General features: G+C 48.9%; 22 protein-coding genes and 1 riboswitch. Of the genes, 10 read left to right on the forward strand and 12 right to left on the reverse strand.

Features of this window, described 5'->3' with window-relative positions; all coding sequences use genetic code 11:
* Positions 1-12: 12 nt before the first annotated feature.
* Positions 13-1,995, reverse strand: coding sequence for a glycoside hydrolase family 97 protein (locus BGO59_RS17155; protein WP_293684965.1), 1,983 nt, complete (start codon positions 1,993-1,995; stop codon positions 13-15).
* Positions 1,996-2,199: 204 nt separating this feature from the next.
* Here BGO59_RS17155 and BGO59_RS17160 point away from each other — a divergent pair, with 204 nt between their 5' ends.
* Positions 2,200-3,552 carry an amidohydrolase gene (locus tag BGO59_RS17160; RefSeq protein ID WP_293684967.1) on the forward strand — a complete coding sequence of 451 codons (1,353 nt, stop codon included), beginning with the start codon at positions 2,200-2,202 and terminating at the stop codon, positions 3,550-3,552.
* 64 nt (positions 3,553-3,616) lie between these two features.
* Here the strand turns inward: BGO59_RS17160 and BGO59_RS17165 are convergent, their stop codons facing one another.
* From BGO59_RS17165 to BGO59_RS17175, 3 genes are all read right to left on the reverse strand, one after another.
* Positions 3,617-4,414, reverse strand: a complete 798-nt coding sequence (locus BGO59_RS17165) for an SDR family oxidoreductase (RefSeq protein WP_293684969.1) — start codon at positions 4,412-4,414, stop codon at positions 3,617-3,619.
* Positions 4,415-4,480: 66 nt separating this feature from the next.
* Positions 4,481-5,404 carry an LD-carboxypeptidase gene (locus BGO59_RS17170; RefSeq protein ID WP_293684971.1) on the reverse strand — a complete coding sequence of 308 codons (924 nt, stop codon included), beginning with the start codon at positions 5,402-5,404 and terminating at the stop codon, positions 4,481-4,483.
* Positions 5,405-5,430: 26 nt separating this feature from the next.
* Positions 5,431-6,423: an ion channel gene (locus BGO59_RS17175; protein ID WP_293684973.1), complete on the reverse strand. Its 993-nt coding sequence runs from the start codon at positions 6,421-6,423 to the stop codon at positions 5,431-5,433.
* 109 nt (positions 6,424-6,532) lie between these two features.
* Here BGO59_RS17175 and BGO59_RS17180 point away from each other — a divergent pair, with 109 nt between their 5' ends.
* The 3 genes from BGO59_RS17180 (at position 6,533) to BGO59_RS17190 (ending at position 10,055) form a co-directional block, all read left to right on the forward strand.
* Entirely contained in the window at positions 6,533-8,131 is a 1,599-nt protein-coding gene (locus tag BGO59_RS17180) for a Na+/H+ antiporter (RefSeq protein WP_293684975.1), read from the forward strand.
* 182 nt (positions 8,132-8,313) lie between these two features.
* Complete coding sequence (locus BGO59_RS17185) at positions 8,314-9,312, forward strand: glycosyltransferase family 2 protein (RefSeq protein ID WP_293684976.1); 999 nt, start codon at positions 8,314-8,316, stop codon at positions 9,310-9,312.
* A complete protein-coding gene (locus BGO59_RS17190; RefSeq protein WP_293684978.1) occupies positions 9,264-10,055 on the forward strand; it encodes a polysaccharide deacetylase in 792 nt (263 codons plus the stop codon). Before BGO59_RS17185 ends, BGO59_RS17190 begins: the two co-directional genes overlap by 49 nt.
* A 52-nt stretch (positions 10,056-10,107) precedes the next feature.
* On the opposite strand, the gene BGO59_RS17195 is transcribed toward BGO59_RS17190, so the two are convergent.
* A complete protein-coding gene (locus BGO59_RS17195; protein ID WP_020598119.1) occupies positions 10,108-10,434 on the reverse strand; it encodes a DUF721 domain-containing protein in 327 nt (108 codons plus the stop codon).
* Positions 10,435-10,622: 188 nt separating this feature from the next.
* A riboswitch (SAM riboswitch) is annotated at positions 10,623-10,726 on the forward strand.
* A gap of 204 nt (positions 10,727-10,930) precedes the next feature.
* Between BGO59_RS17195 and BGO59_RS17200 the strand changes: the two genes are divergently transcribed.
* The 4 genes from BGO59_RS17200 (at position 10,931) to BGO59_RS17215 (ending at position 14,842) form a co-directional block, all read left to right on the forward strand.
* On the forward strand, positions 10,931-12,244 hold the full coding sequence (locus BGO59_RS17200; protein WP_293684980.1) for an O-acetylhomoserine aminocarboxypropyltransferase/cysteine synthase family protein: 1,314 nt from the start codon (positions 10,931-10,933) through the stop codon (positions 12,242-12,244).
* Positions 12,245-12,353: 109 nt separating this feature from the next.
* A complete protein-coding gene (gene metX / locus BGO59_RS17205; RefSeq protein WP_293684982.1) occupies positions 12,354-13,439 on the forward strand; it encodes a homoserine O-acetyltransferase in 1,086 nt (361 codons plus the stop codon).
* Between the two features lie 6 nt (positions 13,440-13,445).
* Positions 13,446-14,039: a GDSL-type esterase/lipase family protein gene (locus tag BGO59_RS17210; RefSeq protein ID WP_293684984.1), complete on the forward strand. Its 594-nt coding sequence runs from the start codon at positions 13,446-13,448 to the stop codon at positions 14,037-14,039.
* 74 nt (positions 14,040-14,113) lie between these two features.
* Entirely contained in the window at positions 14,114-14,842 is a 729-nt protein-coding gene (locus tag BGO59_RS17215) for an alpha/beta hydrolase-fold protein (RefSeq protein WP_293684986.1), read from the forward strand.
* Positions 14,843-14,848: 6 nt separating this feature from the next.
* Here the strand turns inward: BGO59_RS17215 and BGO59_RS17220 are convergent, their stop codons facing one another.
* The 7 genes from BGO59_RS17220 to BGO59_RS17250 all read right to left on the reverse strand — a co-directional run bounded on the left by BGO59_RS17220 (position 14,849) and on the right by BGO59_RS17250 (position 22,480).
* A complete protein-coding gene (locus tag BGO59_RS17220; protein ID WP_293684988.1) occupies positions 14,849-16,000 on the reverse strand; it encodes an NAD(P)/FAD-dependent oxidoreductase in 1,152 nt (383 codons plus the stop codon).
* Between the two features lie 13 nt (positions 16,001-16,013).
* Entirely contained in the window at positions 16,014-16,628 is a 615-nt protein-coding gene (locus BGO59_RS17225; RefSeq protein WP_293684990.1) for a TetR/AcrR family transcriptional regulator, read from the reverse strand.
* Between the two features lie 181 nt (positions 16,629-16,809).
* Positions 16,810-17,892 (reverse strand): lipase family protein, encoded by a 1,083-nt coding sequence (locus tag BGO59_RS17230; RefSeq protein WP_293684992.1) that lies wholly within the window; start codon positions 17,890-17,892, stop codon positions 16,810-16,812.
* A gap of 132 nt (positions 17,893-18,024) precedes the next feature.
* Positions 18,025-18,858, reverse strand: a complete 834-nt coding sequence (locus tag BGO59_RS17235) for a 5'-methylthioadenosine/adenosylhomocysteine nucleosidase (RefSeq protein ID WP_293684994.1) — start codon at positions 18,856-18,858, stop codon at positions 18,025-18,027.
* A 13-nt stretch (positions 18,859-18,871) separates the two neighbouring features.
* Entirely contained in the window at positions 18,872-20,182 is a 1,311-nt protein-coding gene (locus BGO59_RS17240; RefSeq protein ID WP_293684996.1) for an NCS2 family permease, read from the reverse strand.
* A gap of 123 nt (positions 20,183-20,305) precedes the next feature.
* Positions 20,306-21,028 (reverse strand): 6-phosphogluconolactonase, encoded by a 723-nt coding sequence (locus BGO59_RS17245; RefSeq protein ID WP_293684998.1) that lies wholly within the window; start codon positions 21,026-21,028, stop codon positions 20,306-20,308.
* Between the two features lie 60 nt (positions 21,029-21,088).
* Complete coding sequence (locus tag BGO59_RS17250; protein ID WP_293685000.1) at positions 21,089-22,480, reverse strand: alkaline phosphatase; 1,392 nt, start codon at positions 22,478-22,480, stop codon at positions 21,089-21,091.
* 42 nt (positions 22,481-22,522) lie between these two features.
* Between BGO59_RS17250 and lysA the strand changes: the two genes are divergently transcribed.
* The gene (gene lysA / locus BGO59_RS17255) at positions 22,523-23,776 is read left to right on the forward strand and encodes a diaminopimelate decarboxylase (protein ID WP_293685002.1); all 1,254 of its coding nucleotides are present in this window, start codon (positions 22,523-22,525) and stop codon (positions 23,774-23,776) included.
* A 96-nt stretch (positions 23,777-23,872) separates the two neighbouring features.
* The gene (locus BGO59_RS17260) at positions 23,873-24,586 is read left to right on the forward strand and encodes a YebC/PmpR family DNA-binding transcriptional regulator (RefSeq protein ID WP_080058690.1); all 714 of its coding nucleotides are present in this window, start codon (positions 23,873-23,875) and stop codon (positions 24,584-24,586) included.
* Positions 24,587-24,791 lie beyond the last annotated feature (205 nt).

The following is a 24,791-nucleotide window of genomic DNA, read 5'->3' on the forward strand; positions in this document are numbered from 1 at the left end:
TTGTGTATACAATTACTGCTTTCGTAGTCGCATTACCTGACCTCCGCCAGCCGCTAATGTCAGCGAAACGACTTCCAGCCGACCGACCGTTTGCGTTTGCTGGATGAGGTGATTTGGGTTTTGGGCAACATCTGGCGCATCTGCGTATAGTTCGGCTGTATAATTTCCGTCGGATAGAAAATCCAGTTTGACGGATAATTCGCGGGCAGTTGAGTTGGTAATACTGCCAATAAACCAGTCGGTCCCTTTGCGACGCGCTACCGTAATGTATTGACCTACTTCGGCATTCAAAATGCGGGTTTCGTCCCAGGTAGTGGGCACTTGCTGGATGAACGCGAAACCTGGTTGCCCTTTGTAGGCGTCTGGGTAGTCGCATACCATATTGAGGTAACTTTCGAGCACAACGTACATCGCCAACTGGTGGCAGCGGGTACCGTGCATAAGGGGTCGGGTATATTGAATTTTGTACTGTTTATCGGGGACGGCTCGAAAACCACCGAGGTGCATATCTGTCGGGCCAGCCAGAAGTCGGGTAAATGGAAACATAATGTCGTGATCGGGCGTGTCGAGCCCACTCCATTTGTTGGTTTCGTAGTTAAGGGTAGCTTCGCGGGTGAGTTCGTTGGGGTAGGTGCGGTGTAGGCCTGTCGGTTTATAGGCTCCGTGAAACTGGATGTGCAATTTATGCCGGGCTGCCGAGCGCAAAATCTCATTCTGAATATTGACCATTTCCTGATCGTCGCGGTCCATAAAATCGACCATCAGGCCGCTGATTCCCCATTTTTCGTACTGGGTAAAGACTTCTTCCAGTTTTGGATAGAGCGCTGACCAATACACCCATACCCGAATACCAACACCTCTGCTTTTGGCATAATCGCACACCTGTTGCATATCCAGCCCCGGTACGGCTTTGGCGGCATTGACGTTCGGACCCGGTACGAAGCCTGCCCCATCGTTGACGTACCATTCGTGTAATCCATATTCGACCACGGAATGATAATCGATGTGATTGGCGGCACAGAAATCAATGTAATACTTCTGGGTTTCGAAGTTGTTGCCGGGGGCAAAGGTGGTGTCGGGGGTTATGTTCCCGTTCCACCATGGGAAAGTGGTTTTGCCGGGTTTCAACCAGGAAATATCTTCGATCTTATTGGGTTCATTGAGGCTGGTCAGCATATTTGATTCGATCAGCGCACCGATGCGGTCGCTAATGAGCATAACGCGCCAGGGTGTTTGATGGGGTAATGTGGCTTTTACCTTTACCGCTGTCTGGTTCGGTAAGGGCGAAAGCTGACTGGTCAGCACATTATTCTTTTTCACCAGATACATGCCTGCATAGTTGACCAGTGCTGCTTCTGTAATAGCCAGATACGTTTTATTGGGGAACTCAAACAGCGCGGGCATGTCCATCAGGGTGTCGTTTTTGATCTTCGCCAATGGAATCGTCGTATAAATTCCCTCGTGCGAGGTGGTAAAGTTGGGTAGAAACAGAGCCCTGACCGTTGGATTCTGTGGTAGCTGAAACGTAGTATGCTCATCGGTAAGTACATACGATTCCCAGTTTGCCTGCTTCGGGAATTCATATCGGAAAGCGACCCCATCGTCGAATACCCGAACCCATAAAGTAATCTGTCGGCCCGATTTGCCTGCTTTATCCCGTTCAACCAGGGGTATAGCCGCTTCCCGATAAACGGTATGCACTTTTCTGACTTTCCCCACTACCAGTTCATAGGTATCGTCAATGGTTTCGATGGTTGGCTTTTGCTGAATCAGATTCGGGCCAAACAGGTCATCGTTCTGAAACGTGAGCGTCAGCGTGGAGTTATCGACCAGGACCTTTTTATTGAATAGAATTCTGTAAGTAGGTGCTGTTTGGCTTAGGTTGAAAATAAAATCGATACGGCCATTGGGCGACGATACTCGTATCTCACTTTGGGCAACGCGTGCCTGTATCAGCAGAACGATTAGCAGGAAATATAAACTGGGCGATTGCATAAACGATGACTTATCAACGGGAAAATAAGCAAAAGTGCCTTGCGGAAAGAATTTTGTCCTAGTCGATAAACGGAAAATATAACATGGTGAGGTGATAAGATCGGAACTGTTTGATGAGGGAGTAGCTATAATAGCCTTATTTTCTACTGACTTATCCGTAAATTGAACGCTAATCGAACTAAGTTTCAAAAACTGTCTTTTTTGATGAAAAAGCATAATTTATTAATCTCTTCACTGCTTTTGGGCGGGCTTCTGACGCAATCGGTAGTTGCGCAGGTGGCTACGTTGAATACCCGGATGGATAAAATGGCTGAAAGCCTTGAGAAAAAGGTGGTAACCTGGCGTCGGGATTTTCACCAGCATCCTGAATTGGGAAACCGGGAGTTTCAGACAGCCGCCAAAATTGCCGCCCATTTGCAGTCGCTGGGTATGGAGGTGAAAACGGGTGTGGGCAAAACTGGCGTTGTGGGTTTGCTAAAGGGAGGTAAACCCGGCCCGGTGGTGGCGCTTCGGGCTGATATGGACGGATTGCCAGTAACCGAGCGGGTCGATATTCCCTTTAAATCGCAGGAGCGGACGGAGTATAATGGCCAGCAAACGGGGGTTATGCACGCTTGCGGACACGACTCGCACGTGGCCATTTTGATGGGGGTAGCTGAAATTCTGACATCCGTTAAGGCTGATCTGCGTGGAACGGTTAAGTTTATTTTTCAGCCAGCCGAAGAAGGGGCTCCCCAGGGTGAAGAGGGGGGCGCTTATCTGATGGTGAAAGAGGGGGTTCTGGAAAACCCGAAAGTGGATGCCATTTTTGGACTGCATATCAACTCACAAACCGAAGTAGGAACCATTAAGTACCGTCCGGGCGCTACGATGGCTGCAGTTGATTCGTATGCGATTAAAATTAAAGGAAAGCAGGCGCATGGTGCGGCTCCCTGGTCGAGTGTAGACCCTATCGTAACGTCAGCACAGGTAGTTATGGGCTTGCAAACTATTGTAAGTCGTAACCTTACATTAACCGATAACCCTGCCGTGGTAACGGTTGGTGCATTGCATAGTGGTATCCGTCAGAATATTATTCCCGAAGAAGCAAACATGATTGGTACCATTCGCACCTTCAGCCCCGAAGCCCAGCAACTGGTGCATCGCCGGATTAACGAGATCGCTACCAATATTGCCGAAAGCGCTGGCGCTAAAGCCGAAGTGAAGATTGATGTGATGTATCCGGTTACATACAACGATCCGAAACTAACCGACCAGATGATTCCATCGCTCGAAACGGTTGCCGGAAAGAACAATGTGAAAATTACGCCTGCGCAAACCGGAGCCGAAGATTTCTCGTTCTACCAGCAAAAAGTGCCAGGCTTCTTTTTCTTCCTGGGAGGAATGCCTAAAGGCAAAAAAGGAACGGAAGTGCCTTCGCACCATACGCCCGATTTTTACATCGACGAAGGCGGTTTTGTGCTGGGGATGAAATCGTTATGCCGCCTAACTACCGATTATATGGAATTCGCCAACAAAGGCGTTGCCGTTAAGGAATTGACTCTGGGTGGTCAGTAGAAATGTAAACACAGAGGCACAGCGAACACAAAGTTTTATCTCTATGTTCGCTGTGCCTCTGTGTTTAAACCCCTTTTCGATTGCGAAGAATTCTGGATAATAGGTTCGGAAAGAATCGTTTGAGGTAGATGCCGTAGATTTCAGACCCTCCAATATAGACTTCCTCTTTTTGCGCATCAACAGCCTGTAGCAACCGCTGGGCAAAGGTGTCGGGAGCCATTCCCTCTTCCTGATTATCATCCATTCTGTTATGCTTCTGCCCACTGGCTTCCAGGGCATTGAGCGAAATAGCTGTTCGGATATAGCCAGGACACACAATGGTTACACGAAGACCAGCCTCATAGACTTCCGACCGAAGGGCATCGAAAAAGCCGTGTAGGGCATGTTTACTGGCACAGTAGCCGGAGCGTTGTTTGGTGGCTAATTTTCCCGCTACACTACTGGTCACTACAAAATGGCCGTTGCCCTGTGCCAGCATAATCGGTAAAACGGCTTTGGTGAGCGCAACCACCCCGAAAAAATTGACTTCCATAATCTGCCGGTAAACCGAAAAATCGGTATCAGCTACCATACTTCGCTGGCTGATGCCCGCGTTTTGAAATAAATAGTCAATACGGCCAAATCGCTGGCGTACCGTTTCTACATGTGCAGGCAAGCTTTTTATATCCGTCATATCCATCGGTACGATCAATACCTGGGATGCTGGTAGACCCGTTTGGTTAGCGACCCGCTGTAACTCATCGGCACGACGCGCAGATAGTATAAGAGATATGTTTTGCTGCTTAGATAGGGCTAACGCAACGGCCTCTCCGATACCAGACGATGCGCCCGTAATCCAGACGACAGAATTGGAGAAAAGCATGAGATTAATTTTTCGACAGGATTACAGGATGAACATGATTTGACTCTTAACAATCAGAAATCATGTTCATCCTGTAAATCCTGTCGAAAAATTAATCCGCACGTTTTGTTTTGCTACGACAAGTTCGACTTCCTGACCAATTGGCAACGCCAGGTTGAACGGAACGTGCCCAGCCGGAAAATCAAACAGCACCGGGTAGCTGTAGGCCGAAACGGCATCGGCAATAATCTCGAAGGCGTCCTTACCAAAAGGAAGCGACGTGTTAGCACGCATATCGGTAAACTGGCCGACGACCAAACCGGCCAGATTGGCCAGCCGCCCGGCCCGCCGAAACTGGGTGAGCATGCGGTCGAGGGAGAAAAACGTTTCGTCGATGTCTTCGATGAACAGAATTTTTCCAGACAAATCCACATCGGTAGGCGTACCGATCGAATTACTCAGCATGGTCAAATTGCCCCCTACTAATGCACCTGTGACCTGACCGAGACGGTTAAGGGGATGTACGGGTACGGTGTACTGAGCGGGCGTTTCACCAAACAACCACTGTCGTACCGACTCCAGTGAAGCGGCTCGGTCAGGATCGCCAAACTGACGAGGCATAAGCCCGTGCAGACTCACAATCTGATGGTTGAACAACAGGCTGAGTAATACCGTTACGTCGCTGAAACCGATTAGCCATTTTGGATTAGCCCGTAATCCCGTCAGATCAAGACCATCAGCAATGCGGTAGCAACCATACCCACCCCGGGCGGCAAACACAGCTCGAACGCCTGGGTCATCGAATAATCGTTGAATGTCGGCCCGCCGGAGGTCATCTGAACCGGCAAAAGGTCCGTCAATCGTATGCAAACTATCCCCTTCGATCACGTTTAGCTGCCAGTCTTCTCGCAAAATGCGAAGCCCATCGGCTAATTCTTCGTAAGGAAACCAACTCGCAGGAGCCACTACGCCAACCGTATCGCCGGGCTGTAAAAAAGGAGGTAGAATCAACGTTAATGTATTGTTTTTTGAGGTACTCAATTCAACGGTACTTCTTCAATATCGTCAAGCTTATCCAGGTCAAGCAGGACACGACCCGTTTGTGCCCCATCGTACATAGGCCGAAATTTATACCCCCAGCGAACCTCATCGTGGCGGTACGAAAAACGTCGATGCACACCCTGCACAAAGGTGTCGTCCAGTGCCTGAAACGAAATCAAAAATTCAGTATCTGATTTTTCCAGATCTTCAGCGGTAAGGCCGTACAAAGGGCTGGTTTCTGTAATGGCGTGTACCAGCGTCCAGTTGGCCGGGAAGAAAGCTACTTTATTCCGCTCGAGATGTAGGTTATAATATTTTCGGGCCAGCGAACCTTTGTCATTTGCTTCCACCCTTGATAAGCTAACAGTGATTTCCAGGTTAATAAGCTGATTCGGTCGGGTGTTGATAATTCGAAACATCCAGGCATTTACATCCAGATAGGGGGCCAGTACAGCGTGTTTCGAAAAACGGATGTGGGCTACCGGGCGCGAAAACCGACCGTAGAGTAGCCCGGTGGCGAGGGCAAATGCCAATAGCCCAACCATCGACTCGAAAGCCGAAATACAACTGGTCAGGAAACTATTGGGTGAAATATGCCCATAGCCTACGGTCGTGAGTGTTTGGGAGCTAAAAAAGAAACACTTCCAGAAGGGCCCATAAATGGAGTCGTCGTCCATGCCTTCGAGAGTGCCAGCACCCGCCAGCATATATATGCCCGCAAAAAGCGTATTTGCTGTCAGATATGCCAGTAAAATCCAGCCAAAAAAATGCGACCAGCTCATGGTAATGAGTCGGTTATAAACATTTAACTGGTCCCATAAACTGACATTGGCATGAACAAAATTGAAGCTCCCGTCCTGATTGACCAATCGGGCCTGGGCATCGGTGAGTTTGGTGCCAAAGCCGATGTCGTTTCGTTGTTCTTCCTGTTCAACTAACCGACTGTTTTTGGGGGTCTTCTTAAAAACCTGGCGGGTTGATGAATTCATAATGAGTAGAATTGTTACTCTATCACCAGTTATGGTCTACTGACAAAGTTATAGCAAATTTGTTGGGCTTTAACCGCTAAGCTGCAATCATTCCAATTCTGATCATTCAATGCATCCAATTGAAATTGTAACAGGTCTGCTGGGCGTCACGACCTTATTGGTGGTGATAGCCCGTTGGCTGCGCATATCGTATCCAATCCTACTGGTTATTGTAGGTCTTCTGATTGGCTGGATTCCGGGCTTACCTCCCGTTATTTTGTCGCCAGATGAGGTTTTCCTGGTTTTCCTACCCCCATTATTGTACTCGGCTGCCTGGCAGATCGATAATCTGGAACTAAAATTATACAGTCGGTCGGTATCGTTGCTGGCTGTAGGCCTGGTTTTATTCACCTCAACACTGGTCGCCCTGGTTGCTCACACATTTATTCCTGGTTTTTCACTGGCGCAGGGCTACTTGCTGGGAGCTATTATTGCACCCCCTGATGCTGTAGCGGCTACGTCCGTTATGCGAGGACTTAACATACCCAGGCAAATTACGACCATACTTGAGGGCGAAAGTCTGGTAAACGATGCTACCAGCCTGATTATCTATCGCTATGGACTAGTGGCGATACTCACCAATCATTTTGTCCTTTGGGAGGCCAGTTATCAGTTTATTGGTATTGCGTTGATTAGTGTAGCGATTGGGCTGGCCATTGGCTGGATAATGATTTGGGTTCATCGAATCATCAGTAAAGATAATGTGACCAGCACGGCCATAACACTACTAACCCCCTACGGCTCTTACCTGATTGCCGAAAACTTTCACCTATCCGGTGTATTGGCCGTGGTAACGACGGGCTTATTTCTGTCGGCCCGAACCTCCCAGATTTTTACCTATCACAGTCGATTACAGACAAATTCGGTCTGGGAGATCGTCGTTTTTCTACTCAATGGACTCGTCTTTATCCTGATCGGTCTGCAACTACCCATGATTGTGGCTGATCTGAACGGATATACGCTCCCTGAAGCGATCAACTATGCCTTATTGATCAGTGTGGTGGCAGTTATTAGTCGGCTGATATGGGTGTTTCCCGGCGCCTATCTGCCACGCTTGCTCAGTTCACGTATCCGCAAACGCGAAGACAAACCAGCCTGGCAGCAGATTATGGTTGTTGGTTGGGCGGGTATGCGTGGGGTTGTCTCGCTGGCTGGTGCTTTGGCGTTGCCCAATACCTTACCCAATGGTCAACCCTTTCCGGCTCGCGACCTGATTTTGTTCATCACATTTATTGTTATTCTGGTTACGCTGGTTATACAAGGGCTGACCTTACCCGTGCTGGTGGAAACCCTCAATGTGCGCGAGGATGTCGATGAAAAACAGGAAGAACGCAAGTTGCGTCGTAGAATGGCACTACAGGTGATTACGCATCTGGAAGAAAATCACTCAGCAGGGTCTGTACATGATGATGTGCTCAACTATGTGAAAAATACGTACGAACTACGAATCAATGAGCTGAATGGGATGCTACGCGGCTCAATCAGCACTCCTCACAAACCAACAGAACTCTATCAGCAGGCTATACGCCTGCAATTAGAGCTAATTGATGTGGAACGTACAGTGCTAACCGAGCAGCGCCAAAGTACGCTACTGGATGGGGAGGTCATACGAAAAATGGAACAGGAGTTGGATCTGGAAGCAGCTCGTCTGAGCTTAGCCCAACCATAGGATAAAATTGGGATATATTCTAGGAATGGCAAGTGGTTAATAGCTAGGATATTAAATGGCTTTATCGGAGAATTAACGATTATGCAACAGTTTTTTTGTTGTGCATTAGGTAAATCTACTTATATTTATACCCAGTTTCTTCGAAACCCCATCCGTAATAATTCCTTACTAATTAGTAACCTATGGCATTTCATCAGGGTATGATCAGTTTGGTTGTACCCGCTTATAACGAAGAAGAGAATCTTCCCGTACTGGTGCATCGGTTGATGGCGGTGATGGCACAGTATGAATCGTACGAAATCCTGATCGTTGACGACGGTAGTTCTGACCAAACCCGCTATGTATTGCGGCAATTGAGCCAGGAATATCCGGTTGTGCGGTTCATTTCCTTCTCCCGAAATTTTGGCCATCAGATGGCTTTACGGGCTGGCTACGATAACGCGCGGGGAGCCGCTGTTATTTGCCTGGATGCCGATCTGCAGCACCCACCCGAATTGATTCCGGCATTAATCGAAAAATGGCGCCAGGGCTTTGAGGTGGTTTATACCGTCCGACGGCCCGATCCTAAGCTGTCGTGGTTCAAACGCACTACCTCAAAATATTTCTACCGGGTGTTGCGCCGGGTTTCGAACCTGGAAATTGAAGATGGGGCTGCTGATTTCCGGCTGCTTGATCGGAAAGTTGTAGATACCATCAAGCAGTTCAAAGAAGCTGATTTGTTTCTGCGGGGTGCTATTTCATGGGTAGGCTTCCGGCAATGCCGCATTTTGTATGAGCCAGCCGCCCGGTATGCGGGGCGTTCGAAATATTCGTTCCGTAAGATGATGCAACTGGCGGCTATGGGCATTACGTCGTTCTCAACGCGTCCGCTTTACCTATCGGTCACCCTCGGTTTTTGCATGTCGTTATTTGCTGTCCTGTTTGGGGCCGAAGCGATTTATGAGCATTACTTTACCAATGAAACCGTATCGGGCTGGACAACGCTGGTGTTGCTGCTGGTGCTGATTGGTGGGGTACAGTTTATCATGATCGGCATTATTGGCGTATATTTGGGCAAAACGTTTGTCGAAGTGAAAGGCCGACCTGCTTATATTATCGGCGACACGAGCGAGATCGAGGAGACTGTAACGCCATGGCAATCCCCAATCGAGGAAGAAATATTTTATTCACCGTTGACGTAGAAGAATTTGATACTGCCGTTGAATTCGGCCACAACATTCCATTGGATGAGCAGGTGGCCGTTTCAACGCGTGGGTTAACCCTCCTGGCTGAGCGGTTCGATGCACTGGATGTTCGAACCACGATGTTCACAACGGCCAATTATGCCCTTCATGAGTCGGCCTTAGTGTTGCGTCTGGCCAACAGGCATGAAATAGCGTCGCACGGCTACTACCACACAACCTTTGAACCAGCCGATCTGCTCAAATCCCGATTAGCACTGGAAGATCTGCTCAAACGTCCGGTTACGGGCTTTCGACGGGCGCGGATGGGGTTTGTTGATCCAAACGATGTGAAGCAGGCTGGTTATCAGTATAATTCCTCGTTACACCCAACCTGGCTCCCTGGCCGATATAATCACTGGGGCGAACCCCGGCACCCGTTTCGGGAAGTGGGGGTCTGGCAAATTCCGGCATCGGTCACACCGATGCTTCGCTTACCACTCTTCTGGCTGAGCCTGAAAAATTTTCCGTTTAGCTACTACAAATCACTTTGCCGACAGACCCTTAAAGCGGATGGTTTTCTGAACCTGTATGTCCACCCCTGGGAGTTTACGGACTTATCGGCTTATGAAAAAATTCCTACCTACGTGCGTCGGCATTCGCGCGATGAGTTGCTGGATCGGGTCGAAAAGCTGTTACGGTATTTGAAACCGATGGGCGAATTCAAGGGAATGCAGGAATTTGTAGACGAATTAAAAGTCTGATCGACTGTCTAAACAAAAAACGTTTAGACAGTTTCTAAAACTTCAGAATTCTCTAGATAAAAATAACATCGTCAATGACATCGCTGCCCATGTCTTTGTTGACGAGTTGAATCAGTTTCTGTTTGGCGTTGACCAGTTCATTGCGAAGCGGGGCCGATGCAATTTCAATGTGAAGCTTTCGGTCGCGAACGTAGAGTCGGTTTGTTCGGGAGGCAATTGCTGGCCCCATCATTTTCCCCCAAAAAGCTTCCAGATAGGTTTCGTTAAAGCGGGTTTGAAGCTGGTAAGCCTTCAGCAGTTGCCCAATGGCGTCCTTTACAGTAGTGGTTCCTGCTACCCGGGTAGCGTTGTCGCGATTGTAGCGGTACGTTTGGTTCATGGGGCGGAAGGTATTTTCACTGCAAAAGTAAAGAAGGATTAAACGCCATGTATGACAATTGATGGCATTATGTAAAAAATAGTTAAACGCTTAGAAAAAGCAGCCGTTTTTTGGATTCGCACCCGTTGGCTGTTATACTTGCAGTATCAAGTCAATAGTTACGCGGTTTTATCATACCGACGCGCGTTGATTTATAAAGAAGCGGGGAGAGATCAGGCTCTGTGAACCGCTGGCAACCTACCACATGGCAAGGTGCTAACTCCTGCCTAAAGTTATTTAGGGACTATAAATCGTTTCTTCACATGCTCTGTATTCAACGCTGTATGCCCGCCGGGGCCTACTAAGCACAGCCACCTTCTACCACGAAAACTGGGAGGGTTTGTCGTGTTCGTCCATTTATCGGTTGCGGCCGGTACAGGTTCGTCCGAAACCAACCTGCTATGGATCGGAAATCATACAATTTTACCAAAACCACGTTAGAACTAAATCATTAATCATGTCAGAACTGCATTTCGAAACACTCCAGCTACACGCAGGCCAGGAGCCAGATCCTACAACCAACGCTCGCGCAGTACCTATTTACCAAACAACATCTTATGTGTTCAACGACTCGGCTCATGGCGCCGATTTGTTTGCCCTGAAAGCCTTCGGTAACATTTATACGCGCATCATGAACCCAACCACCGATGTGTTAGAAAAACGCATGGCGGCTTTAGAAGGTGGCGTAGCGGCATTGGCTGTGTCGTCGGGGCAGGCGGCTCAGTTTATTGCGCTGAACAATATTCTGAATGCGGGCGATAACTTCGTAACCACATCATTCCTGTATGGAGGCACCTACAATCAGTTTAAGGTGTCGTTTAAGCGGCTGGGTATCGACGCTCGTTTTGCGGATGGCGATAAGCCCGAATCATTCGCTAAACTGATTGATGAAAACACGAAAGCTATTTACCTCGAAACTATAGGTAATCCGGGCTTTAACGTTCCCGATTTCGAAGCGTTTGCAGCTTTGGCGAAACAGCATGATATCCCTCTGATTGTTGATAATACATTTGGAGCAGGTGGATACCTGTTCCGACCACTCGAACATGGCGCAGCTGTAGTTGTTGAGTCGGCTACAAAATGGGTTGGTGGACATGGCACCAGTATCGGCGGGGTTATTATCGACGGGGGAAATTACAACTGGGGTAATGGTAAATTTCCTCAGTTCAGTGAACCGTCGGAAGGGTATCATGGCATGGTATTCAGCGATGTTTTTGGAGTAGGCGGGCCATTTGGCAACATCCAGTTCATTATTCGGGCCCGGGTTGAAGGTTTACGCGATTACGGCCCGGCGCTGAGTCCGTTCAATGCATTTTTACTGATTCAGGGACTGGAAACGCTCTCGTTGCGCGTGGATCGGACTGTTCAGAATGCGCTGGCACTGGCCCAGTGGCTCGAACAGCATGATCAGGTTGAGTTTGTCAACTATCCTGGTCTGGAAAGTAGCCCGTACCATGAACTGGCTAAAAAGTATTTAAAGAAAGGTTTTGGGGGCGTATTTACCTTCAAGGTAAAAGGTGACAAAGATGCTGCGGATCGGTTTGTAAACAGTCTGAAATTGGTGAGCCACCTGGCCAACGTGGGCGACTCGAAAACGCTGATCATCCACCCGGCGGCTACCACACATCAACAACTGAGCGAGCAGGAACAAGCCAGCGCAGGTGTTGAAGCCGGTGTTTTGCGGGTTTCGGCTGGTATTGAACATATCGACGATATCAAAGCTGATTTCGAACAGGCGTTCGCTCAGATTGCCCAACCAGTGTTAACATAGTTTACAGTCTTTAGTCTTCAGTTTGCAGTGGACTGATGCTACATTGTTTTTAGGAATTCATCCATTGTAAACTGAAGACTACGATTTGTGAACTGAAAACTTTTTTCCATTGACACTACAGTATTTCGATTACAAGTATTCTTTCTCGCTCGAATCTGGTGAGAGTTTGCCGGGATTTCGGCTGGCCTATACAACGCGCGGTACCTTGAATGAAGATGGGTCGAACGTCGTATGGATATGCCATGCGCTGACGGGTAATGCCGATGCAGGCGACTGGTGGGGAGGCATGGTAGGCCCCGGTCGATATTTTGACCCTGCTCCTTCGACAGGAACCGGGCAGTTTATTGTTTGTGCCAATGTGCTGGGCTCCTGCTATGGCTCAACCGGGCCGTTGTCTGTGAACCCTGCGACCGGGCAACCCTACTATCATGATTTTCCAGCGATTACTATTCGGGATATGGTGAACGCGCTGGATTTATTACGGCAAGAGTTAGGTATCGAAAAAATTGAAACCTGTATTGGTGGGTCGGTCGGTGGTGAGCAGGCGTTGGAATGGGCAATTTTACAACCCAACCTGATTCAGAATCTAATCATCATTGCCGCCAGCGCCGTTGCTTCGCCCTGGTGCATTGCCTTTAACGAAGCTCAACGAATGGCTATTGAAGCCGACCCAACCTGGCCAGAGAACCGAGCCGATGCGGGTGTGTCGGGGATGAAAGCAGCCCGTGCGATGGCCATGATTTCGTATCGGAATTACGATACCTATGGATTTACACAGGCACTGGATAATAACGAGCAGTTGGACGGCTACAAATCTGCCAGTTACCAGCGGTATCAAGGCGATAAACTGGCCGACCGATTTAATGCCTTTACGTACTGGACACTTTCCAAGGTGATGGATTCGCACAATGTGGGCCGAAATCGGGGTAGTATTCTGAATGCACTGGCCCAGATTAAAGCGTATACATTGGTGGTAGGTATTCGGTCTGATTTGCTGTTTCCACCTACTGAGCAACAGTTTCTGGCTCGCCATATTCCGAATGCGACCTACGAAGAAATCGACTCATTATATGGTCATGATGGTTTTCTGATTGAATTTCGACCACTGGCGAACATCATTCGAAAATGGATGGCAAGCGCTCCCGTTCATGCTGAAATAGCGAAACTGGAAGCGGTTGTTCGGCAGGTTAAATAACAGCATATGGTTTGGTATGAAGCCGAAGTTCGGCAGTTGGAAACGAAATTGATGACATTACCGCCCGCATCCGACAGGGTGGTTTTTTATGGTAGTTCATCCATCCGGCTCTGGACAACGCTGGCGCAGGATTTTCCACAAATCAACTCCCTGAACCTTGGGTTTGGTGGATCGACGCTGGCGGCCTGCTCCTGGTTTTTTGAACGACTGCTGCTGCCCGCAGCCCCGAAAGCTGTCCTATTTTATGCAGGCGACAATGACCTGGGCGACGGCCGGCATCCCGAAGAGGTTTATTTGTTCTTCTGCACATTCGCCGATAAAATGCAGCAGCATTTTCCGGATTTGCCACTTTTCTTTTTATCTATAAAAATTAGCCCAGCCCGCTGGGGAATTGTTGATCGGATTCGGTACACCAACTATTTGATTGGCAAAGAAGTTGAAAAAAGGCGAAATGCCCATTATATCGACATGACCGCCCCGTTGCTCTGGCCAAATGGGCAACCCCGTCGGGAGTCGTTTGAGAATGACGGACTGCATTTAAGTCCGGCTGGATACCAGGCCTGGAAGCGAACGCTCGAACAGCAAATCCCAAGTTTTTAACGATTTATTTACTTGCCTCATACTAATTTATTAGTTGGGCCGATGTATTTTCATGGGTACTTAACACATGCGGTATGAACCGTGAGTATCATAAGTGGTTCAGTCCTAATCTGAGCCGTGACATGGAATTACTCGTTTTTGGCCATGCTGGCGCGCGGGTTCTGGTGTTTCCAACCCGGCGTGGTCGATTTTATGAATATGAAGAACTGGGCCTGGTTGAGGCCTTAGCCGACCGTATTGAGAATGGATGGCTTCAGCTTTTTTGCGTAGACAGCGTCGACCGGGAAAGCGTATATAATCGTTCAGCTGCTCCGCAAGATCGCATTCGACGTCATAATCAGTATGAGCAATACATTCTGAATGAAGTACTTACGTTTTCAAGGCTGATCAATCCTCAACCCTTTATGATTTCGCATGGATGTAGTCTGGGAGCTTACCATGCGTTGAATATTGCGTTTCGGCATCCGCAATGGTTTGGGAAAGTAGCAGCATTCAGTGGGCGTTATAACCTGTCGGAGCCCGTTGCCGAGTTTCGTGGTCTGTTTGACAACTACTACGACGACGATATTTATTTCCACAGCCCCAACCACTTTCTGCCAAACCTACAGGATGAAGCGCTGATTGATCATCTTCGTCGAATGGAGATTGTCATGACCGTAGGGACCGACGACCCTTTTCTTCCCAGTAATCTTAGCCTGAGCGAAACACTTTGGGCTAAGAACGTCTCGCACGACTTATACCTCTGGGATGGGCGGGCTCATCAGGCCGAAGACTGGCGAAAAATGGTGCAATTGTATCTGTAGGTGCTTTTATTCGGTTTGATTGAATAGCTCAAGCAAATTAGAAATCGCATCGGACGAATGCAGGCTGTCCGTTTGAGCCAATGTAAGTCGGGCTATTTCAGAGGCTCTAGTCCGCATCTGGTTTTCATACGCTGCAATGGCCGTTTGGGTATTCGTATAGGCTTCGTTGGTCAGGCATTTGCTTAATTCGAGGGCATCCAGCATCGCCATATTAACTCCCTCACCTGCGTAAGGGGGCATTAGGTGAGCCGCATCACCCAGCAGCGTCAGGTTCGGTAAAGCCTCCCAGGTCTGGTCTACAGGCATACAGTACTGCGGGCGCAGCGTTAAGGGTAAACGGGCATTTTCGATTAGTTCGAGCCAGCAGGCATCCCAGTCACTAAAGGTTTCCTTAAACCAGTTTATCACCTGCGCCCGGTCGCTAAAATCGATTCCATTGTCACGGAACCAGAATTCATCTGTTTTGCAGCCCGTGTAGAACACCAGGCTACCATCTCCTTTTGAGCTGACAATTAGTGTTTTTTCGTTATCAAGCGCAAAAATTTTACCACCGTTCAACAGTGTATGGATGCTAGATACTGTGGTTTCAGTATTATAAACGCTGCCTTCTACAATGGTAACTCCCGAATAGAAAGGTTTGATTGGGGTAATGAGTGGCCGTATTTTGGAGTTAGCTCCATCGGCGGCAATCACCAGATCGGCAAAAGCTGACGAACCATTTTTAAAATCGAGCAGCCAGCCATTGCCATATGGAGTTAGCGATACGAACTGGCTGTCCCATACGACGGTATCAGGTTGTAGTGAATCCAGTAATAGTTTTCTTAGCGGTCCACGGTCAATTTCTGGCCGAAACAGATCGTTACTATCATTAAAATTATCATCGAATATAACTGTTCCCGTTTTTTCTACGATCCGCGTCCGGTCGGCTCCCGGCCGATGAGCGGCTTTAAAAGCGTCTATCAGTCCGGCTTCCTGTAAGGCTAGCAAACCAGAGTCGTGGTGAAGGTCCAGTGTAGCGCCCTGTACGCGGACATGCTGATTAACATCCCGTTCGTAAACGGTCACGGTCGCTCCTTTCTGTTGTAAAAGTCGGGCGAGGGTTAGGCCTCCTGGTCCACCGCCAACGATAGCTATTTTTTTATTTGTAGTCGGGTTCATTGTTTTGTTGTGATTACTGGTGTTTGTTCGTTTCGATAAGCATACCATTGATTACCATTTGGCAACAGTCGAGCATGAGTTTTTCAGTGATTGGTTGCGTGGGTCGGTTAATATGCTCGACGTACTCGTTGATTAGGTCGAATAAGGGAGCGAAAAGTAATGCCCTGTGGACTTGAAACGGAAAATGTTGAATAGTACCGGCCCTGGCATGACGAGCCATAAACCGATGAATAGGGGCAAAGAACTGACCTTCCTTAATGTCCCTCTCCCGAAATGCCTTGTTCAGTAAGGGCGATGATTTTCCATATTGCATCAGAGCAAACGCCTGCTGATTGTGTTGAAAATACCGGAAGCTGTTCTGCCAGAGCCTTTTGACACCTGCAGAAAACGCCATGCTTTCATCGAAATTTTCTAGTACAACCGCTTCATAAGTGCCCAGCACTTCGTCGATGAAAAGCTTGATAAGCAGGTCTTCTTTATTTTCGTATTTGATGTAAATGGTTCGGGGCGATACATTGGCGGCTTTGGCCAGCTTCTGCATGCTCAGGTTTTCCAGCCCCTCTTCCTGAATGATTTTTAGCGCTATCGCTCGGATCGATTCTTCCTTTTCAATATTTCTTGGCCGCATAGAACTTGCTATTTACAGGGGTAATAGCATTTAATAAGTAAACGTTCATTTACTAAAGGGAAATTTTCAATTAATCTTCTCCGCTTAACGCGTGTCATTTTATATGACCCGTTTCGGGCATACGCAATGCATAAAATAGAATTTGTCCAGGTGACCTCTCTAGGCTATCGATCCCGACTTGTCAAGGTAGCTTCTCGGTGAGGTATAAATACGGTCGGTGGAAATGATGGATAAAGATTTTCTCTTTACTATCCGGGTATTTGGCAAAATAGGTACTATCGGCTAGCAGTACAATGGTGTTGCCGGTTCGAACGTAGTCGTTGCTTTTGTAATAGTCGGGAGCGACATAGCCGTTCAGATTTTTCTTCACGGTATTGGAGGCCAGCTTACCCAGGTACTTCTGATAGTTTTTCTGGGCTTTAAGGGCAGGTTTGCTCAGGCTGTTATACACATACTTGAGTGCGATTCGTTTCAGAAGTTTCTGTTTTTTGATCATGGCCGGGGCTCCCACAAAAGGGTTGGTTGGGTTAAAATCATTGACAGTCTGAACGGTCAACGGAACTTCAGGCACCCAGTCGGCAGAGTTAACGACGTTGTAGGCCCACCCTGTCTGCGTGGCAGCTTCGTACTCATAAGCGAAATGCAGATTGCCGGGTTTAGGTCCGGCACTGCAATAGGTTTTGAACTGTATATCGGCAGGAATTCGGGATTGTTTTTGCAACTGGCGGAGGTGAGCCGTTAGAAGAAACCCAATTGCCCCTCCCTGACTGTGCCCCATGATCAGCATGTTTTTAATACTAGCCCGGTAACACGAATCGATTTTAGGGAGCATGTCTTTTGCCAGAAAGGCCGTACTGACCAGCCAACCAACATGCACGGCTGCCAATGGGCTGGATGCCAGCTCATACGCAAATTTTTCGGTGTCGCTGATCTGGAGTTCGCCTTTGGCCGGAACCATGGCCGCATAGAAATTTGCCAGCCAGCTAACACTGTTGGCCGTAGTGCCTCGAATGCTCAGAACAGCTACGCCCTGGTTGTTGGCCCAAAGATCCCAGCGGTTGTCCAGTCCGACTATCGGCGAACGATAAATTAGTTTAAATCGCTCAGGTGTTGGAAAAGCCCTGACGTAAGTCGAGTCGCCAAACTGCGCTGAGACTTTCAGAAGTTCAATATATTCCGCTTTGTCGAAACCGGGCTTTAGGGGTTGGCCGTAAAGAAACGTTGGGAGTAAAACCAGAAAAAAGTAAACAGTCGCGTGTTTCATAGTTGAGAAATGCTAAGCAGTACTGACTTGATCAATAAGCCACAATAACTTATTGATCAATCGTTTAGTCTTTTCAAAAATGAAAAAAAACAGCCAGCTTACTTCATTGTACGTACTGTTTTGACTAAATGGCTATAACGCTTTAACCAGTGCGATCACCAGTTTGGCAGAATTGCGGGCGGCTGTCGGGTAAAATTTGTCGTAAGCAATGTGGGCTTCGGCGTCGGCCCGGTCGCTGAGGCTGCGCATAATCAGGTGGGGCACCTGAATCTGATAACAAACCTGGGCTACTGCCGCGCCTTCCATTTCGGTCGCGTCGGCCCCAAAATCGGTCCGCAAACTTTTTACTTTATCAACCGAGGCTACGAACACATCGCCCGTCACAACCGTACCTGTTACCACCTTTACCGGACGATCCGAGACCCCACCCGACGCTAATGGAATACCTTCTAACGAGACTGTTTTGACTACCTTTTCGGCCAGATGCATCAGTGACGAATCGGCGGGGAAATAAACGGGATTGAATTCTTTGGTGATGGCGTTGCGGGTTTGCCGGGTGGGGGTGTTTTTGTCGGTAATGGAGCTGTAATCGTGGTGAGCAGTTCGTCCGGCTATCACAATATCGCCGGGTTGTAGGTCGGGGTTGGTGCCCCCGGCAATACCCGTAAAGAGAATGCGCGACGGCCGAAAATGATCGAGCATGAGCGAGGTGGTCATGGCCGCATTCACCTTGCCAATACCCGTTTCGGCTACCACAATACGCTGTTTGCCAATTCGTCCGCAGGTAAACGTAATGCCGTCAACAACAACCGTTTTAGGTTTTTGCAACGATTCTTTAACCAAAGCTACTTCGGCTCCGAATGCACCTAGCAAGCCCGTAATGGGTTTGGCTTTATAGCGTTGACCAAAGGCGAACGACTGGACGAGTGAAAGAACGAATACGGTAAAAATGAGGTGTTTCTTCATGCAATAGGTCTATTCAATGGCCACTTGTGAGGGCCAGTACACAAAAGACATCGACAATCAGCAGGCTCAACGGGAGCTCGGCCGTTTTGCCGATGGCCAGTTTAATCACAGTCCAGGACAGAAATCCCCAAATCAGGCCCTGCGTAATGGAGTAACTGAACGGAATCAGCACCAGCGCCAGAAAAGCCGGTAAAGCATCGTCCAACTGCCCCCAATTGATACGGGTGACGGGCTTCATCATAAACGCACCCACCAGTACCAGTGCGGGAGCTGTAGCAATGGCCGGAATAATAGACAATAAGGGCGACAGGAACAGGAACGGAAGAAAACAGCAGCCAGCCACGATTGCCGTCAGGCCAGTACGACCACCCTGCGCAATCCCTACCGCCGATTCAATATAAGCCGTACCGGGGCTGGTACCCAGTATTCCAGCTAAGGTTGTCGCCACGGCATCGGTGAGGAGTGATCGGTTCAAATTCCGTGGATTTCCCTGCTCGTCCTGCAAGGCACCAGCTTCGGCCACACCCACAAACGTAGACAGGCTATCGAACAGATCGGTAAAGGCGAACGCAAAAATGACCGGCCATAATGACCAGGAGAGCGAACTGACTAAATCCAGCTTGCCAAGTAGTGAAAAATCAGGTGCTGCCGAAATGCCCTGAAAATTGACCAGTGTTTTCTGCCCGAAATTAATGGCAGATGCATCGCCCCACCACCGTCCGACAGGCCAGGCTGCCAGCGTCGTCAGCACAATACCGATGATAATAGCCCCCGGTACATCGCGAATGACTAATACGCTGGTGAGCAACAACCCAAAAACAAACGTGAGAACAATCGGGTCGTTCAGGTGAGCGATGCCAACTAACGTAGCTGGATTGGCAATGATAAACTTGGCGTTCTCAAACCCAATAAGCGTGATAAATAGTCCGATACCCGCCGATACGGCATAGCGTAACGGTTGCGGAATGGCTCGGACAATGGCCGACCGAAGATTCAGTACCGACATCAGGAGAAACAAAACTCCCGCCCAAAAAACGGCTCCCAAGGCTACTTCGGGCCGAATACCCATCCCTTTTACAGCCGTGAAGGTAAAGAAGGCATTCATGCCCATACCCGGCGCTACTACAATAGGGTTACGAGCATATAGACCCATCATCAGGCTGCAAAAGAAAGAAAGCAGCACCGTTGCCGTCAGAACGCCACTAAATGGTAAACCCGCCTGGCTCAAAATCGCCGGATTCACGACAATGATGTACATCGTCGCCAGAAAGGTCGAAACACCGGCCAGGATTTCGGTTCGGTAATTCCGGGTAGGAGTAGTCATTAGATGGTCATTGGTTGTCATTAAAGATGCATTTGGCGCTAATTGGACTGTATTTCGTACGCAACATACAAGAAATGACAATTAATGACGCAAAGCAAATGGCAACCAATGACCACGCTGTAATTAAAGCAATTTTCCAGCCGCTTCGTCAACCCAAACCCGGCCATTGGGGTGCGTTTGCATAATACTGGCTGGTACTTCGTTGGTGATGGGCCCGGTCAGGGCTTCGCGCAGCTTTGACGCTTTCTTTTCGCCACTCACCAGCAAAATCACGTCGCGCGCTTCGGCCAGATGCCGTAGGCCAACGGTGATTCCCTGCGTTAAGGTCGTTTCTTTATCGAAATATTTCTGCCCAACGGTAATTGTACTTTCGGCTAATTGCGATACGTGACACCCTAAGTTGAATGGCGTTCCGGGTTCATTGAGGGCAATATGTCCGTTCATGCCCATACCAACGAGCAGTAAATCCAATCCGCCATGCGCCCGGATCACCGCATCGATTTTGGCGCATTCGGCTGGGAGATCTGCTGATTTGGCATCGAACACATGAATCTGGTCGGGCCGTAGCTGTAGCGGATTGAACAAGTCCCGAAACACGTAATACGAGCAACTACCGAAGTCATCCGGCCCAAAGCCAACCCATTCGTCAAGCCCTACAAACGTGCATTGGCTAACGTCAACTTTCCCGGCTTTCGCCAGGGCTACAAATCGGTGGTAGGTTTCGATGGGGGTATCGCCGGATGCCAGGCAAAGCAGGGCGTTAGGTTTTTTAGTGATCAGCGCGGCAATGTACTCAGCCGTATGTTGCGAAAGGGTGTTGTGGTCAGGGAATTTTTGAATAGTCATGTTTAATTGGTTTTCGGCTTACGGCAGTCCGGTCTAAACCGAAAGCTGCAAACCGAGCTATTACTTTAATTCATTGGCGCGTATATCGCGGCTCCAGCGTTCGGCGCCTTTCTGATCGTAAACTTTTATGGTCAGTACGCGATCCTTGAGAGGTCCACTCACGCTTAGGAGTCCGAAATTACGTTCGGTAACCAGTGTGCCGTCTACATATGTCGGTTGTTTTAACTCGTCGGCGCGGGGTTGCGCTACGGATGAAGTCAGCGGAGAAACCGTTAGGTCGTAAATCGGGTAAGTGCCCGGGCGGTCCAGTTTATGCAGGATCGAATGGTGACGGTCGCCGGTGATGAACAGGACGCCAGGTATTTTAGCATCGGCAATCGCCTTCAGGAGCCGGTCTCGTTCGGTGCCATAAATGCTATAATTTTCAAACGCTTTGGTCGGGTTAATGATCTGACCACCCGTCACGATAAACTTAAACGGAGCCTGGCTAAAGGTCAACGCATCCAGTAACCACTGAATTTGCTTATCGCCAAAGTAGGCTTTCTCCGGGCCATCGGGCATGTCGTTTGGCGCGCGGAACGTTCGGTCATCAAGGAGGAAAAACTGACAGTCGTTCCAGAAAAACGTACCCGCACATCCTTCCGGAAAAACGAAATTCGGATTGGCCCAGAAGAGCTTGAACGCTTCGAGGGTAACCGGTTTGAGCCAGTACGAACGGTCGGCATCGTTGGGGCCGTAGTCATGATCGTCCCAGGTGGCGTAGTTGTGAGTGCTGGCTAATAAAGGCTGCATTTCAGGTAAAGAGCGCGTATGTGTATACCGTCTCAATACCCCCGTACGGCTGTTCCAGTCAGTTTCGCGGGTGTAGGTATTATCGCCCGTCCAGAGCATAAAATCGGGTTTCTGAGCTGCCATTGCCGTAAAAATCTCGTATCCTCCGCCATAGGGTTTACCAGGGCGGTCGGTATCAGGTTCGTTGACGTAGGTGCAGCTTCCGACGCCGAAACGAAACGTCGGTGGGTCGGTCCGCCACTGCCACAGGGATTGGGTTTGAAACTGGGTCGGGTAGGGCAGGCTCACCTTCTGGCCCCCGATTAACACGTCGTATTCGTACGTTCTTCCGGGTTCCACCTGATCGGCGAGCAGGTGGGCGGTAAAAGCCGCTTGCCGGGTCGTTTGTACTTCATTGGTCAGATAAACCGGAGCAGCCTTGCCCGTTTCATGGTAGCGAATCTGAACCTTGGCGGGTTCCTTAGTCTGCGCCCAAAGCATCACTTCCCGCATGTCGGAATACCCCACCATTGGGCCCGACTGGAGCTTCGAGGCCGATCTGGATGGCTGATTTATGCTGGCCTGACGGCTCTTTCCTTTGGTAACGGTAGGTTGCTGAGCAAAAGCCGAATACGTACCAAGCAGGATAAGTATGAACAGATACCTTTGAATTTTGTACATGGGGGAAAGATGGCGTAATTTTGCGATTCGTTTTAGGAAGGTATGCAACTAAATAACCAGGTTTATCAGATTCAGGGTGTCGATGTACTAGCCATAGCCGACGAGTTCGGTCTGCCATTGTACGTGTACGATGCCGACAAAATTATCGAAAAAATCGGCTTGCTCCGGTCAGCTTTTGCCGGAGTTAACCTCAAGATAAAATACGCAGCCAAGGCATTGACAAATGTGTCGATTCTGAAACTGATGCGCCAGCAGGGGGTTGAAATGGATTCGGTGTCGGTCAACGAAGCCCGGATGGGTATGCTAGCCGGATTTACACCCAACCAGATCATGTTTACGCCCAGCGGAGTGTCGTTCGGCGAAATCCGGGAAGCCATTGAACTGGGCCTGCAACTGAATGTCGATAGCCTGCCTTTGCTCGAATGGGTTGGCCAAAACTACGGTAGTCAGGTTCCGGTAAGTATCCGTATCAATCCGCACATCAGCGAAGGAGGTAACATCAAGATTTCGACTGGTCACGCGGATTCCAAATTTGGTATTTCAATCCTGCAACGGGCCGAAATGCGGGCGTTGGTGGAAAAATATCAGATTTCGGTAACGGGGCTTCATGTGCATACGGGGTCGGATTTCAAAAATGCCGATGCCTTTCTGAAAGGGGCTGATGTCCTGTTCGATCTGGCTTCCGACTATCCTGATCTGACATTCATTGATTTTGGCAGCGGCTTTAAAGTTGCTTATAAAGAAGGTGATCATGTTACGGATGTGGTTGAGCTGGGGAATCAGGTCTCGGCGGCATTTCAGAAGTTTTGCCAGCACTATGGTCGTGAGTTAGAGCTTTGGTTCGAGCCTGGTAAGTTTCTGGTCAGTGAAAGTGGGCATCTGCTGGTGCGTACCAATATCGTCAAGGAAAATCCAACCCGGACATTTGTGGCAGTCGACTCGGGCCTTAACCATTTGATTCGCCCCATGATGTACGATGCATACCACGACATCAAAAACATCTCGAATCCAGCAGGCGAACCGAAAATGTATACCGTTGTCGGGTACATTTGCGAAACGGATACCTTCGCTACCGACCGGGTTCTGCCCGAAGTACGTCCGGGTGATGTGCTGTCGTTCGAAAATGCAGGGGCCTATGGTTTCAGCATGTCGTCGAATTATAATGCCCGTTTTCGCCCAGCCGAAGTGCTGGTCTACGAAGGTAAACCGTACCTAATTCGCCAGCGCGAAACCTTCGAGGATCTGATGCGTGGGCAGGAAATTATTGAATTTGAATCAACTGTATATAGTCATTAAATGCTCATTTGGATGTCATTAGTTTGTCATTAAGTAGTGACGATAGAATGACCACCAAGTGACTATGGAATGACCACTTAATGACCACTAACAACAATGGGAAGAGCGTTTGAATACCGGAAGGCGCGCAAAATGAAGCGGTGGGGTCAAATGGCAAAGACCTTTACTCGCATCGGCAAAGACATCGTTATGGCCGTCAAAAGTGCCGGTCCTGATCCAGATACCAACGGACGGCTGCGGGCTATTATCCAAAATGCCAAAGCGGCTAACATGCCGAAGGAAAACGTTGAACGGGCTATCAAAAAAGCCTCATCGAAAGAGCAGGAGGACTATAAGGAGATTGTATACGAGGCCTACGCTCCGCATGGTATTGCGCTCGTTATCGAAACCGCAACGGATAACCACAACCGGACAGTAGCCAACGTTCGAAGTTATTTGAATAAGCTTGGTGGTAGTTTGGGTACACAGGGTATGCTCGATTTTATGTTTGAGCGTAAGTCGGTTTTCCGCATTCCAGCCGAAGGGATTGACCGGGAGGAACTGGAGTTTGAGTTGATTGATTTCGGTGGGGATGAGATCGAGTACGATGATGATACTGATCAACTGGTCATTTACGGTCAGTTCACCGCGTTTGGAAGTATTCAGAAATTCCTGGAAGAAAAAGGGTACGAAATCAAACAGGCTGAGTTCGAGCGTATTCCGAATGATTATAAAGAGTTAACAGACGAAGAAGCTGCCGACGTTGAAAAACTCATCGAACGTATTGAAGAAGACGATGATGTACAGATGGTCTATCACAATATGAAGTAAAAGGAGAAAAGGGAGGAGGGACGAAAGGAGGAAAGGAATCTGTAGTTGACTCTTTTCCTCCTTTCGTCCCTCCTCCCTTTTCTCCTTTATTTCATGGATACGCCTTCTCGCAGGATCTGTACCCAGCCCTTCAGCACTTGCGGGGGGGCATTCCTGTCCAGCAGCGCGTACCGCACCGTCGCCTGATAGTAGTACAAACCCGTTG

Source organism: Spirosoma sp. 48-14 (assembly GCF_001898575.1).
GTDB lineage: Bacteria > Bacteroidota > Bacteroidia > Cytophagales > Spirosomataceae > Spirosoma.

What these genes read in the sequence shown, in the direction of transcription:
- BGO59_RS17250 (WP_293685000.1), bottom strand. Translation starts at nt 22,480, where the DNA reads ATGTACAAAATTCAAAGGTATCTGTTCATACTTATCCTGCTTGGTACG.
- BGO59_RS17185 (WP_293684976.1), top strand. Translation starts at nt 8,314, where the DNA reads ATGGCATTTCATCAGGGTATGATCAGTTTGGTTGTACCCGCTTATAAC.
- BGO59_RS17165 (WP_293684969.1), bottom strand. Translation starts at nt 4,414, where the DNA reads ATGCTTTTCTCCAATTCTGTCGTCTGGATTACGGGCGCATCGTCTGGT.
- lysA (WP_293685002.1), top strand. Translation starts at nt 22,523, where the DNA reads ATGCAACTAAATAACCAGGTTTATCAGATTCAGGGTGTCGATGTACTA.
- BGO59_RS17220 (WP_293684988.1), bottom strand. Translation starts at nt 16,000, where the DNA reads ATGAACCCGACTACAAATAAAAAAATAGCTATCGTTGGCGGTGGACCA.
- BGO59_RS17175 (WP_293684973.1), bottom strand. Translation starts at nt 6,423, where the DNA reads ATGAATTCATCAACCCGCCAGGTTTTTAAGAAGACCCCCAAAAACAGT.
- BGO59_RS17180 (WP_293684975.1), top strand. Translation starts at nt 6,533, where the DNA reads ATGCATCCAATTGAAATTGTAACAGGTCTGCTGGGCGTCACGACCTTA.
- BGO59_RS17160 (WP_293684967.1), top strand. Translation starts at nt 2,200, where the DNA reads ATGAAAAAGCATAATTTATTAATCTCTTCACTGCTTTTGGGCGGGCTT.
- BGO59_RS17240 (WP_293684996.1), bottom strand. Translation starts at nt 20,182, where the DNA reads ATGACTACTCCTACCCGGAATTACCGAACCGAAATCCTGGCCGGTGTT.
- BGO59_RS17235 (WP_293684994.1), bottom strand. Translation starts at nt 18,858, where the DNA reads ATGAAGAAACACCTCATTTTTACCGTATTCGTTCTTTCACTCGTCCAG.
- BGO59_RS17245 (WP_293684998.1), bottom strand. Translation starts at nt 21,028, where the DNA reads ATGACTATTCAAAAATTCCCTGACCACAACACCCTTTCGCAACATACG.
- BGO59_RS17225 (WP_293684990.1), bottom strand. Translation starts at nt 16,628, where the DNA reads ATGCGGCCAAGAAATATTGAAAAGGAAGAATCGATCCGAGCGATAGCG.
- BGO59_RS17190 (WP_293684978.1), top strand. Translation starts at nt 9,264, where the DNA reads ATGGCAATCCCCAATCGAGGAAGAAATATTTTATTCACCGTTGACGTA.
- BGO59_RS17210 (WP_293684984.1), top strand. Translation starts at nt 13,446, where the DNA reads ATGGTTTGGTATGAAGCCGAAGTTCGGCAGTTGGAAACGAAATTGATG.
- BGO59_RS17200 (WP_293684980.1), top strand. Translation starts at nt 10,931, where the DNA reads ATGTCAGAACTGCATTTCGAAACACTCCAGCTACACGCAGGCCAGGAG.
- BGO59_RS17215 (WP_293684986.1), top strand. Translation starts at nt 14,114, where the DNA reads ATGAACCGTGAGTATCATAAGTGGTTCAGTCCTAATCTGAGCCGTGAC.
- BGO59_RS17260 (WP_080058690.1), top strand. Translation starts at nt 23,873, where the DNA reads ATGGGAAGAGCGTTTGAATACCGGAAGGCGCGCAAAATGAAGCGGTGG.
- BGO59_RS17195 (WP_020598119.1), bottom strand. Translation starts at nt 10,434, where the DNA reads ATGAACCAAACGTACCGCTACAATCGCGACAACGCTACCCGGGTAGCA.
- BGO59_RS17230 (WP_293684992.1), bottom strand. Translation starts at nt 17,892, where the DNA reads ATGAAACACGCGACTGTTTACTTTTTTCTGGTTTTACTCCCAACGTTT.
- BGO59_RS17155 (WP_293684965.1), bottom strand. Translation starts at nt 1,995, where the DNA reads ATGCAATCGCCCAGTTTATATTTCCTGCTAATCGTTCTGCTGATACAG.